The following is an 11982-nucleotide window of genomic DNA, read 5'->3' on the forward strand; positions in this document are numbered from 1 at the left end:
TCCACCGGCAGAAGTTCTGGGAGAACGTGCATGAAGTGCGCGGTGGTGTCGGGTGCGGCAGCGGGAGTCGGTGCAGCCACGGCACGGCACTTGATTGAGAACGGGTACCGGGTGATCGGCATCGACCTGACGGGTGATGTCGCCGTCCAGGGCGATGTCAGCGACCCCGAAACCTGGCGGCGGGCGGTGGAACTGAGCGGCGGCGGCGTGGACGCGTTGGTGAGCAACGCCTACACGGTCACCGTGGCTCCGCTGGACGAGACGACGCCCGCCGAGTGGGACCGTCAGCTCGCGGTCAACCTCGGCGGCGCCTTCCACGGCCTGCGTGCCTGCCTGCCGTCACTGCGGCAGCGGGGCGGCTCGGTCGTGCTCGTCTCGTCGGTGCACGCGCATTTCGGCATCCCGGGACACGGCGCGTACGCGGCCTCGAAAGGCGGGCTGGTGGCTCTGACCCGCCAGCTCGCCGTCGAGTACGCCCCGCACGTCCGGGTCAACGCGGTCCTGCCCGGTCCCGTGCTGACGGCGGCGTGGGACCGGGTGTCCGTCGAGGATCGGGAACGCAGTGCCCGGGCCACCCCGGCCGGACGCCTCGGCGATCCGGCAGAGGTGGCGTCGGTGATCGGTTTTCTGTTGTCTCCGGGGGCGTCGTTCGTGACGGGCGCGGAGATTCTGGTCGACGGCGGCTGGTCCGCGGCGAAGGACTCTTCATGAAGGTGACGGCGGTCGAGACGTTCCTGGTCGAGCCCCGCTGGTTGTTCCTGAAGGTGAGCACGGACGAGGGGGTGACGGGCTGGGGCGAGCCCGTGGTCGAGGGCAGGGCCGAGACGGTCCGCGCGGCCGTGCACGAGCTCGCCGAGCTGGTGATCGGCCAGGACCCGTTGCGCGTGGAGGACCTCTGGCAGGTCCTGAGGCGCGGCGGTTTCTACCGCGGCGGCCCGGTGTTGTCGTCGGCGCTCGCCGGCTACGACCACGCGTTGTGGGACATCGCCGGCAAGGCACGTGGCCTGCCGGTCCACGAGCTTCTGGGCGGGCCGGTCCGCGACCGCGTCCGCGCCTACTCGTGGGTGGCCGGCGACCGGCCCGACGGCGTCTTCGAAGCGGTGGCACGACAGGTCGAGGCGGGCTTCAGCGCGGTGAAGATGAACGCCACGGCCGAGATGCGGCCCATCGCCTCGCCCGCCGACGCCGAGGCCGTGCTGGACCGTGCCCGCGAGGCCCGCGAGGCGCTGGGACCTCGCGGCGACCTGGCGATCGACTTCCACGGCCGCGTTTCTCCCGCCATGGCACGACGTCTGGTGCGCATGCTCGAAGAGGTGCAGCCGATGTTCGTCGAAGAGCCGGTGCTGCCCGAGCTGCCGGTCGAGGTGCTGGCGTCGGTGGTCTCCGCGTCGACCGTGCCGATCGCGACGGGGGAGCGGCTCTACTCGCGCTGGGAGTTCAAGCCCGTGCTGGACGCGGGCGTTGCCGTCGTGCAGCCCGATCCCTCGCACGCCGGTGGGATCTCGGAGCTGCGGCGCATCGGGTCGCTGGCGGAGATCTACGGCGCTTCGATCGCGCCGCACTGTCCACTCGGGCCGATCTCGCTCGCTGCGTCGTTGCAGGTCGCGTTCACCACGCCGAACTTCCTGATCCAGGAACACAGTGCGGGCATGCACTACCACGGCACCGACCCCGCGTACCTCGTGGACATGGCGCCTGTGCGGGTGGTGGACGGCTGGCTCGCCCGTCCCACCGGACCCGGGCTCGGCGTGGAGGTCGACGAGGCGGCGGTGCGGAGGGCCGCGGAGACCGGGCACGCGTGGCGGTCACCGATCTGGCGGCACGACGACGGCGGGTTCGCGGAGTGGTGATTGCTGTGCACGCATACGATCGTGCGCATGACGCAAGAAGACGGTGAGCTGGACAGCCTCGTGCGCAAGCGGATCCGTGCTCTCCGGGTGGCGCAGGGCTGGTCGCTCGACGAGCTGGCGAGCCGCGCCCGGCTCAGCCCGTCGTCGCTCAGCCGCATCGAGAACGGCCAGCGCCGCCTCGCCCTCGACCAGCTCGTCACGCTGGCCAGGGCGCTGGACACGTCGCTCGACCAGCTGGTCGAGACCGACACCGACGACGTGATCGTCAGCCCGATGATCGACGGCACCCACGGCGGGATGCGATGGCCGATCAAGGCGGAGCCCGGCATGACCGTGATGCGCCAGCGGATGACGACCCCGCCGCCGGACAACCCCTCCGCCCTGCGCGCCCACCCCGGCCGCGAGTGGCTGGTCGTCCTGTCCGGCACCGCGATCCTGCTGCTGGGCAACCGCCGCCTGCGGGTGGAGGCCAACCAGGCCGCCGAGTTCCCGACGATGCTGCCGCACGCGATCGGCACCGCGGGTGGTCCGTGCGACGTCCTGGGAATCTTCGACCGCGAGGCCCGTCGCGGGCACCGCGACAGGAAGACTCCGGCAGACGCCTGATCTTGCGCGCCCGGCCTGCCGAACCTCGATCGTCTTGCCGAATTGGCAAGGTGTCGTGCGGATGGCGCACGGCAGTCCTACCTTGGCCCTATGAATCACGGACACGACCAAGCGGAGATCCTCGACCTGGACGCGGAGGTCGTCGCCGAACACACCGCGTCCATCACCGAGTGGCTGCCCACGGCGGACCCGCGGCAGATCGTGGACCTCGGGTGCGGCACCGGCGCGGGGACGTTCGCGCTGCTCGGCCGCTTCCCGGAGGCGCACGTCACCGCCGTCGACGCGTCGGTCGACCACCTGCAGCGCCTGCGGGACAAGGCCTGCGAGCACGGCCTGACCGGCCGCGTCAGCACGGTCCAGGCCGACCTCGACGCGGAGTGGCCGGACCTCGGCACTCCCGACCTGGTCTGGGCTTCGGCGTCCATGCACCACATGGCCGATCCTGATCGTGTACTCCGCCAGGTGCACGGCACGCTGGCACCCGGCGGCCTGCTGGCTGTCGTCGAGCTCGCCGGCATGCCGAAGTTCCTCCCGGACGACGCTCCCGAGAGCCGCTTCGAGCAGCACCACCACGACGAACGCGTGCCTCACCGGGGCGCGGACTGGGGCCCGAAGCTGACCGCTGCAGGCTTCACCGTCGAGGGCGAGCGCACGGTCTCCGTCCGCATCGAACAGTCCGCTGCGGTGGAACGTTATGCGCGCGTTGTCCTGCAAAGGCTTCTCGACCCCGACGCCCTCGAACGAGTTCTGCGCCGCGACGACCTTGTCCTGCGCAGCGAACGCACCGTGTGGGCGGCTAGGAAGGAAATCGCGTGACCTACGAGGAATGGCGCCAGGCCAGATGGGACGAGGTCGCCGGCCCCGGCGGCAAGGCCAAGGTCGTCGCCAAGGGCACGGTGAGCGGTCACGAACCCCAAGTCCTGGCAGGGATTCCGGGGGAGTGGCGGGTCAACGAAGCGGGCGCGTTGATGCACGCGAACTCCGAAGTGCCCAACGGCGTCGCGCTGGAGTTCGACGGGGGCCTCGTGGGCTTCGCAGGCGGCGCGGACGGTCACTACGGCGTGGTCGTCATGGACCCGGAAGCACCAGCCCCGAGCGCCATCGACACCTACCCCTACGACCCGGCATGGATCTTTGAGGGCGAGTTCCGGGCGGCAGAGGGCCGCCGCGTCGAGGTGGAACACCTGACGTCTCCCCGCACCACCGAGTCCGTCCTCGCGCCGGTCGACCTCGTCGTCACGATCAACGGCACCGAGCACGTGTTGACGGTCATCGAAACCATGCCGGGTCAACGACTCGTCGTCTTCACCGACGAGACCAGCGGAACCGAGACACCCGGCATCGGCCGCTGGCTGGTGCTCCCACAGCTGGAGCCCGGCACCAGGCTGACCGTCGACTTCAACCAGGCCACGCTCTCGCACCACCACCTGGCTCCGTCCGTCTTCACCTGTCCACTTTCCCCTCCCGGCAACCATCTCCCCATCCGGGTCGAAGCAGGAGAACGCGCGTTCATGTACGACCTCAAGGACAAGGCCATCACCTACCTGCGCCACCTGGAGAACCGCGAGTGGGACGCCGCGCGGGGGATGTGCTCGCCGACGGCAACGGTCTGGCACAACGACGGGAAGGGTGACTCGTCGATCCAGGAGAACATCGCCGGCATGGCTGCCCAGATCGAGCCGATCGAGTCGATGCGCTACGACATCACCCGGCAGTTCGCGCAGGACGGTGAGGTGTTGCAGCAGCACGTCATCAGCGTCGTGATGAAGGACGGGGCGCTGTTCCAGGTGGATGCCGCCGTGTACTTCCGGTTCGAGGACGGGCTGATCACCCGGATCGAGGAGTACGCGAGCCTGCCCGGCTAGCCGCGGGACGCCTCCACCAGTGCCGTCCTCAACCGGCTGAGCGCGTCGGCCCGCGCACCGGTCAACGACGGTTCGCGGACCGACGCCGCGGCCACCGCCACCGCCCGCGGCCCGGTGGTGATCAGATCAAGCAGTGCCGGACCCCACGGCCCGCCCACCACGACGACCGCTGGATCGGCGAGGGTCACCAGGGCGGTGACGACACCGCCGATCGCCCGCGCCACCACGCTCAGCACCTCGTCGTCCGCGGCCAGCAGGCGCGCCACGTCGATCGCGGTGGATCCGGTCTGCCGCAACCCGAGTTCGCCGAACACCTCGATGAACGGTGTGGCCACCCCGGACGGGCCGATCGTGATGAGGTGCGCGATCTCGCCCGCCAGCCCTGAATGTCCCCGCCGCACCTCGCCGTCGCTGACGAGCGCGCAGCCGAGGCCCTCGCCGAGGTACAGGTAGGCGAAGTCCGCGACACCGCTCGCGACGTGCTCGGCCTGTGCCGCCCAGTTCACGTCGTTGTCCACGATCACAGGGCCGCCGAGGAACGGCCGCAGCACCTCGACCGGGTCCAGCGCGCCGACGAGGAACGGCGAGTCGGGCAGCTGCACGAGCCGTCCGGTGTGCCGGTCGACCGGATCGGCCGCGCTCACCACGGCGAGCCGCACCTGCCGTCCCGCAACGGCTTCCACGGCCGCGACCGGCAGCACCCCGGCAACCTCGGCAGGGTCGGCGATGGGGTGATGCGACCGGGAAACGACGTCTCCGTAGGCATCGACGCACTCGGCCGTCACACCGCCGGGCGCGATCATGACCACCAGGGCGACGCCGACGTCGGCGAGGCTGTAGAACGAACCGACCCGCCCGCGTCCGCGCCCGCCCTGCGTGCGTTCGCCGGTGTCCGCCACCAGGCCGAGCTCGACCAGGCGGCGCACGCTCTCGCCCACGGTCGGCTTCGACAGTCCCGTGGTGACCGCCAGTTCGGCCCGCGTCTGCCTTCGAGAGGCCATCAACGAGCGCAACACGTGCTCGTCGGAGATCGAGCGCAGCAGCTCCTGGGACGGCTTGGTCACGCAGCACATTCTAGTTAGAGGGCTTGCCTACAAAGCGGCGACACGCCTATGGTTCTAAGTAAGGAGGCCTTACTGGAAGGAGTCGGAAGTGCTGCCGAACTGGGAGACCACCCCTGATGACCTGCCGAAAGCCATCCGCGAGGTGAAGAAGGCGATCAGGGCGAACATCGAGGCGTCCGGACGTACCGTCGAGGAGGTCTTCGCGGTCGTCGAGCAACGGATTCGCCGCGAGGTCGAGGACGTCAAGACCGGCCAGGCCTGGCCGGTGATCGACTACGCGGACATCGAGGCCGGCACCGCGTCCACCGACCTGGTCCGCAGGCGCGGCTGTCTGGTGGTGAGGAACCACTTCGGCCGCGACCAGGCACTGGCCTGGGACAAGTCCATTGTGGACTACGTGGAGAGCAACCGGTTCTTCGAGAACTACCGCGGCCCCGGCGACGACTTCTTCGGCAGCGTCGGCTCGAAGCCCGAGATCTACCCGATCTACTGGTCACCCGCGCAGTTGGAAGCCAGGCGGCACGAACGCATGGCCACGGTGCGGCGATTCCTGAACAGCCTGTGGCAGAGCGACGGCTGGTTCGACCCCGGCCGCGACGTGTTGTACCCGGACCGCATCCGCCGCCGTCCGCCCGGAGCGAAGTCCGGTGGCCTCGGCACCCACCTCGACCCCGGCACGCTCGACCTGTGGATGACGCGGGAGTACCAGCAGGCGTTCCGGCACCTGTTCAACGGCACGGTCGAGCAGTACGACCCGTGGGACGCCGCGCACCGCACCACGGGGCCGCAGTACCCGGGAACCACGATGTGTTCGGTGTTCCGCACGTTCCAGGGCTGGACCGCGCTGTCGGACATGGACCACGACCAGGGCGTGCTGCACACCGTCCCGATCCCGGGCGCGATGGCGTACCTGATGCTCCGGCCGCTGCTCGACGACGTGCCGGACGACGACATGTGCGGTGTGACGGTCAACCAGGTCTTCCCGGTGAGCGCCGAACACCACCCGCTGCTGCTCGAAGCGTTGAGCGGCATCCCGGACGTCAAGGCAGGCGACTCCGTCTGGTGGCACTGCGACATGATCCACAGCGTCGCGCCGGTGACGAACCAGAAGGGCTGGGGCAACGTCATGTACATCCCGGCCGCACCCTGGTGCCCGCGCAACGAGCGCTACGCCGAGGAGATCGAGCGCGCGTTCAGGACGGGATCGAGTCCGAGCGACTTCCCGGAGGAGCACTACGAACGCGACTGGCCCAACCGCTCACGGCCCGAATAGCACCCGGAACACCGCGCCCTCACCCGGCGCGGTGTCCAGCTCGATCCGCCAGCCGTGCGCCGCGACCAGCGCCGCCACGATCGCCAGCCCCAGCCCGGTGCCGCCGGGCCCGCGCGCGGAATCCACGCGGTAGAACCGTTCGAACACCTTGGAAGCCTGCTCCGGCTCCAGCCCGGGTCCGTGATCGGCCACCTCGATCACCCCAGGAGCGAGCCGCACCTCGATCGGCGAACCCGCGGGCGTGTGGATCAGGGCGTTGTCGAGCAGGTTGGTCAGCACCTGCCGCACGCGAGCTTCATCACCGTCAACGAGCACGGGCTCACCAGGCAGTTCCAGCGACACCGTGCGTTCCGGATCCCGCACCCGTGCCTCGACCACCGCGTCCGTGACGGGCACGACCAGGTCCACAGTGGACAGGTTCAGCGGTTGCTCGGAGTCGAGCCGCGCCAGCTGCAGCAGATCCTCGACCAGCAACCCCATCCGCGCGGCCTGGTCTTCGATGCGCCGCAACACCTCGGCGGCATCCGAAGCGGCACCCTGCCGGTAGAGCTCGGCATACCCCCGAATCGACGTCAACGGCGTCCGCAGCTCGTGCGACGCATCGGCGACGAACTGCCGCATCCGGTTCTCCGAGCTCACCCGCACCGCGAACGCCTGCTCGATCTGCCCGAGCATCGTGTTCAGCGCCGAGGCCAGCCGCCCGACCTCGCTGCCCGGCTGCCGCACCGGCACGCGGCGCGAAAGGTCACCGGCCGCGATCTCGCCGGCCACCTGCTCGACCTCCTCCAACGCCCGCGTGGACGCGCGGACGAGCGCATAACCGGCCATCCCCACGAGAATCAGCGCGCCCAGGCTGATCAGCAGGAACGCCAGCCGCAGGTCGGCGACCGCGTTGTCGACCTCCGACTGGTCGGCCGCCGCGATCAGCTCCTCCCCGTCGAACTGGCGCATCACCAGCCGGTGCGAGCCCACCGTGACGTGCTCGCCGGGCGTCAGCGTGCCGTACGCGGGCAGGTCCTCGACCGGGGTGCCGGCCAGCACTCCGTCGGCGTCGCGCAGCACCATGTTCTCCCGCAGGGGAAGCACCCTCGGCATCGACACCACCCGGTCCAGCCGCGCGTCGAGCTGGCCCAGCAGGTAGTTCTCCATCACCTTCGAGCCGATCAGCCACGTGCTGAACAGGCCCGCCGCCACCAGGGCGACGAGCACGACCACCAGCCGCACGCGCAACGTCATGGGCGGATCATGTACCCGAGACCGCGGACAGTGTGGATCAAGCGCGGCTCGACCGCGTCCACTTTGCGCCGCAGGTACGAGATGTACGACTCGACCACGCCGACGTCACCGTCGAAGTCGTGCGACCACACCTGGTCGAGGATCTGCGCCTTGGACAGCACCCGCCCGCTGTTGCGCATCAGGTAGTGCAGCAGCCGGAACTCGGTCGGCGACAGCTCCACCACCTGCGAGCCGCGCCGCACGATGTGGCTCTCCACGTCCAGCGAGAGATCGCCGCAGGTCAGCTGCTCGCTCTCGTGGCCGGGCCGGGTGCGGCGCAGCACGGCCGTGACGCGCGCGATGACCTCCTCCAGGCTGAACGGCTTGGTGATGTACCCGTCGCCGCCGACCGTCAGGCCGGTGATCCGGTCGTCCGGGCTGTCCCGCGCGGTCAGGTACAGCACCGGCACCCGCACGCCACCGGCCCGCAACCGCCGCACCACCTCGAAGCCGTCGCGGTCGGGCAGCATCACGTCCAGCAGCACCAGGTCCGGCGTGTCGGTGCGGGCGGACTGCAGGGCCTCGCCGCCGGTCGCCGCGCTGGACACGGCGAACCCCGCGAACCGCAGGCTCGCGCACAGCAGCTCGCGGATGCTGGGTTCGTCCTCGACGACGAGCAACCTGCCACGTTCCACGCGTTGATCCTGCATCAGCCGTTGGGCGGGCGCTGGGTCAGCGTCTGCGCGGTCACCGTGCCGTCCTCGCCGGGCTGGCCCTGCACGACTACCTGCTGGCCCGGCTTCAGGTCGGTCAGCTTGCCGTCGGACGTGATCTGCACCTTCGTCGAGTCCGAAGTGGACACCTTGACGATCTCGCCGTTCTGGGTCTTCACGAACACCGTGGTGCCCTCGACGTGGTCGATCATGCCGATGGTGCCGCGCCCGTTCGTCCGGTTCGTCCCGGACGGCGGCGTGCCGTTGAACTGCCGTGCGGCGTTCGGGCGGTTCGGGTTCTGCGCGGAGCCGAAGGACTTCTGCACGAACACCCCGCCGACGAACGCGACGATGGCGAGCACCGCGACGCCCAGGACGATCGTGCTCCTGCCGAAGCCGGTCCTGCGCTCTTTCAGCTCAGCCGTCAGGTCGTTCTCGAGCGGCTGGTCGAGTGGGTTGGTCACTTGCCGAACTCCTATTCGTGCCGGAGGGCTTCGATGGGACGGAGCTTCGCCGCGCGCGAGGCGGGGTAGCTGCCGAAGAACAGGCCGATCAGCGCCGACACCGCGAACGCGAGCAGCACCGACGACGGCACGAGCACCGGCTGGATGCCCGCGATGGTGAACCGGCTGCCGATCACGCCCGCCGCGACACCCAGCGCGCCGCCGAAGAGACTCAGCAGCGTCGCCTCGATCAGGAACTGGCCGAGGATCGACGAGCGCGGTGCCCCCACCGCCTTGCGGATGCCGATCTCGCGGATCCGCTCGGTGACGGTCACCAGCATGATGTTCGTGATGCCGATTCCACCCACCAGCAACGAGATCGCCGCCACCGACGCGAGCAGCACGGTGAACGTCTCCGTCGTCGCGGTCCGTGCGGTGAGCAGCTGGTCCTGGCTCAGGATCCGGTAGTCCGGCGTGCCGGTGACCTTGTGCCGGCCGTTGAGGATCGTCGTCACCTGGGCCGACGCGTTCGGCAACGCGTCGGCCGACCGCGCCTGCACGACGATCTGGGTGAGGCTGCCGTAACCGGTCAACGCGTTCTGCGTGGTCGTCAGCGGTGCCACGGCCATGTCGTCGGCGTCCTGCAACCCGCTGGACCCCTTCGCCGCGAGCACTCCGACGACGGTGAACGGGATGTTGTTGACCAGCATGGACTTCCCGACCGGATCGACGCCGGGGAAGAGCTGCGTGGCCACGGTAGCGCCGATCACCACGACCTTGCGCGCCTGCTGAACGTCGTTGTCGGAGAACAGGTTCCCCTGCGCGACACCGCTGTTCGTCGTGTCGAAGTAGCGCGGATCCGTGCCGATGAACTGGCTGATCGGGTAGCTGGTGCCGCCGAAACCCGCGGTCGCCTGCACGGACACGACCGGCGACGCGTACTTGACGTCGGGGGAGTCGGGGCCGACGAGCGCCGCCGCGTCCGCCGTGGTCAGCGGCTTGACCGTGCTGCCGGGCTGGGCGCGCTGCGGGCTGATGGTGAGGATGTTGGTGCCCAGCCCCGCGATGCTCTGCTGCACGGAGCTGGACGCGCCGTTGCCGACCGCGATCAGCAGGATCACCGAAGCGACACCGATGAGGATGCCGAGCGTGGTGAGGCCCGACCGCATCTTGTTCGCGGTCAGTCCGCGCACCGCGAACGCCGCAATCTCCACGACTCTCACACCAGCACCCCTGCCACTCGGCCGTCGACCACGCGAACCGTGCGCATGGCGTGGGCGGCGACCTCGTCCTCGTGCGTGATCAGCACGACGGTGCGGCCGCTGGCGTGCAGGCGGTCCAGGATGCCGAGGACCTCGCGGCTGGAGTCGGTGTCGAGGTTTCCGGTCGGCTCGTCGGCGAGCACGATCGCGGGTGACGTGACGAGCGCACGGGCGATGGCGACGCGTTGTTGTTGGCCGCCGGACAGTTCGTTGGGGCGGTGGTGCGTGCGATCGCTCAGGCCGACGAGATCGAGCGCGGCCAGCGCGCGTTCCCGGCGTTGGGCGCGGCGGATCCCCGCGTACACCAGCGGAAGTTCCACGTTCGCGAGCGCGGTGGTTCTCGGCACCAGGTTGAAGGACTGGAAGACGAACCCGATTTTCCGGTTGCGCAGCAGCGAAAGCTGCTCCTCGTCGAAGTCACCGGTGTCGATGCCGTCGAGCAGGTACTTGCCGGAAGTCGGCACGTCGAGGCAGCCGAGGATGTTCAGCAACGTCGACTTGCCCGACCCGGACGCGCCCATGATCGCGATGTACTCGCCCTTCTCGACGGTGAGGTCGAGGCCTCTGAGAGCGTGCACGGCCGTGTCGCCGGAGCCGTAGGTCTTGCGGAGGTTCCTGACCTCGATGACGGGGCTCATCGGCCGAACCCGCCGTTGGTGCGCTGGCCGCCCGTGCCGGGGATGTTGCCTTGCTGCTGCTGGCGGTTCGTGTTGGTCGAGGTGGTCACCGGTGGCAGCACGACCTCCTCACCGGCGGTCAGACCGGACTTGATCTCCACGTACTGGTCACCGCGCACGCCGACCTCGACGGTCTTGCGTGTCTCCACGCCGTTCTCCATCACCTGGACCGTGCTCTGGTTGCCGACGGTCTGCACGGCGGCCGCGGGGACGGCGAGCACGTTCGACACCTGGCTGACGGTGATCTCGACGCTCGCCGACTGACCCGGCCGCAGCCCTGCCGGCGGGGCGGTGAGCGACAGCGTCACGCCGTACTGGACGACGTTGTTCGACGTGGTGGGGGTGAGGTCGACCTGGGCGACCTTGGCCTGGATCGGCTGCGTGGCCATGGCGTTGACCGTGACGGTCGCCGCCTGGTCGGCCTTGAGCTTGCTGACGTCGGACTCGGAGACGTTCGCGTGCAGCACGAGGTTCTTCAGGTCGGTGACGACGGCGAACCCGGAGGCGCTGCCGCCGACCTTCTGCCCGACAGAACCGGTGACCGAGGTGATCGTGCCGTCACCGGGGGCGGTCAACGTGGTGGCCGCGAGCGCGTCCTGCGCCTGCTTCAACGCGAGCTCGGCCTGCCGGTACGCCGTGGTGGCCGTGCCCTTCAGGGCCGCGGTGTCGAGGTTGCCCTGCGCGATGTCGACCTGCAGCTGCGCCTGCGTCGGGTCGAGCTTCGCGAGCTGCTGGCCCTTGGTGACCGCGTCACCGACCTTGACGTTGACCTCGGTGACCGTGCCGCTGGTGCCGAACGACGCGGTGGCGCTGAACGAGCTCTGCACCGTGCCCGCCGCCGTGACCACCTCGCTGACGTCGCGGTTGGCGGCCGTGGCGGTGCGTGCGGTGGGCTGAGCGTTGCCGGAGGAGCCGAAGAACACCAGGTAGCCGGCCACACCGGCACCGAGGAGCACCACCACCAGCAGTCCGTTGATCAACAAGGATCTGCGACGTCGAGTCATGGGCTGGGAT

The 11982-nt window shown here is 69.6% G+C and carries 13 protein-coding genes; 6 read left to right on the forward strand and 7 right to left on the reverse strand.

The window, feature by feature from the left end:
• The first annotated feature begins 30 nt into the window (after positions 1-30).
• The 5 genes from C8D87_RS15595 (at position 31) to C8D87_RS15615 (ending at position 4321) form a co-directional block, all read left to right on the forward strand.
• The gene (locus C8D87_RS15595) at positions 31-711 is read left to right on the forward strand and encodes an SDR family NAD(P)-dependent oxidoreductase (protein WP_112227192.1); all 681 of its coding nucleotides are present in this window, start codon (positions 31-33) and stop codon (positions 709-711) included.
• Complete coding sequence (dgoD, locus tag C8D87_RS15600) at positions 708-1850, forward strand: galactonate dehydratase (protein WP_112227193.1); 1143 nt, start codon at positions 708-710, stop codon at positions 1848-1850. The genes C8D87_RS15595 and dgoD overlap by 4 nt, the downstream gene beginning before the upstream one ends.
• 27 nt (positions 1851-1877) lie before the next feature.
• Positions 1878-2456, forward strand: a complete 579-nt coding sequence (locus C8D87_RS15605) for an XRE family transcriptional regulator (protein WP_170166438.1) — start codon at positions 1878-1880, stop codon at positions 2454-2456.
• A 90-nt stretch (positions 2457-2546) separates the two neighbouring features.
• Complete coding sequence (locus C8D87_RS15610) at positions 2547-3272, forward strand: class I SAM-dependent methyltransferase (RefSeq protein ID WP_112227194.1); 726 nt, start codon at positions 2547-2549, stop codon at positions 3270-3272.
• The gene (locus C8D87_RS15615; RefSeq protein WP_112227195.1) at positions 3269-4321 is read left to right on the forward strand and encodes a DUF1684 domain-containing protein; all 1053 of its coding nucleotides are present in this window, start codon (positions 3269-3271) and stop codon (positions 4319-4321) included. Before C8D87_RS15610 ends, C8D87_RS15615 begins: the two co-directional genes overlap by 4 nt.
• On the opposite strand, the gene C8D87_RS15620 is transcribed toward C8D87_RS15615, so the two are convergent.
• Complete coding sequence (locus tag C8D87_RS15620; RefSeq protein WP_112227196.1) at positions 4318-5394, reverse strand: ROK family transcriptional regulator; 1077 nt, start codon at positions 5392-5394, stop codon at positions 4318-4320. The genes C8D87_RS15615 and C8D87_RS15620 overlap by 4 nt on opposite strands.
• A gap of 79 nt (positions 5395-5473) precedes the next feature.
• On the opposite strand from C8D87_RS15620, the gene C8D87_RS15625 reads away from it, so the two are divergent.
• Positions 5474-6658 (forward strand): YbiU family protein, encoded by a 1185-nt coding sequence (locus C8D87_RS15625; RefSeq protein ID WP_112227197.1) that lies wholly within the window; start codon positions 5474-5476, stop codon positions 6656-6658.
• Here the strand turns inward: C8D87_RS15625 and C8D87_RS15630 are convergent.
• Genes C8D87_RS15630 through C8D87_RS15655 form a run of 6 tightly spaced genes read right to left on the reverse strand, consistent with a single transcriptional unit; the run spans position 6644 to position 11972 of the window.
• Positions 6644-7894, reverse strand: coding sequence for a sensor histidine kinase (locus C8D87_RS15630; protein WP_112227198.1), 1251 nt, complete (start codon positions 7892-7894; stop codon positions 6644-6646). The genes C8D87_RS15625 and C8D87_RS15630 overlap by 15 nt on opposite strands.
• Positions 7891-8583 carry a response regulator transcription factor gene (locus C8D87_RS15635; RefSeq protein ID WP_109638033.1) on the reverse strand — a complete coding sequence of 231 codons (693 nt, stop codon included), beginning with the start codon at positions 8581-8583 and terminating at the stop codon, positions 7891-7893. Before C8D87_RS15635 ends, C8D87_RS15630 begins: the two co-directional genes overlap by 4 nt.
• Positions 8583-9050: a hypothetical protein gene (locus tag C8D87_RS15640; RefSeq protein WP_233442117.1), complete on the reverse strand. Its 468-nt coding sequence runs from the start codon at positions 9048-9050 to the stop codon at positions 8583-8585. Before C8D87_RS15640 ends, C8D87_RS15635 begins: the two co-directional genes overlap by 1 nt.
• 11 nt (positions 9051-9061) lie before the next feature.
• Complete coding sequence (locus tag C8D87_RS15645) at positions 9062-10252, reverse strand: ABC transporter permease (RefSeq protein ID WP_112227200.1); 1191 nt, start codon at positions 10250-10252, stop codon at positions 9062-9064.
• Entirely contained in the window at positions 10249-10929 is a 681-nt protein-coding gene (locus C8D87_RS15650; RefSeq protein ID WP_112227201.1) for an ABC transporter ATP-binding protein, read from the reverse strand. The genes C8D87_RS15645 and C8D87_RS15650 overlap by 4 nt, the downstream gene beginning before the upstream one ends.
• Entirely contained in the window at positions 10926-11972 is a 1047-nt protein-coding gene (locus C8D87_RS15655) for an efflux RND transporter periplasmic adaptor subunit (protein ID WP_109638037.1), read from the reverse strand. The genes C8D87_RS15650 and C8D87_RS15655 overlap by 4 nt, the downstream gene beginning before the upstream one ends.
• Positions 11973-11982: the final 10 nt, after the last annotated feature.

This window comes from Lentzea atacamensis (assembly GCF_003269295.1).
Taxonomy (GTDB): domain Bacteria; phylum Actinomycetota; class Actinomycetes; order Mycobacteriales; family Pseudonocardiaceae; genus Lentzea; species Lentzea atacamensis.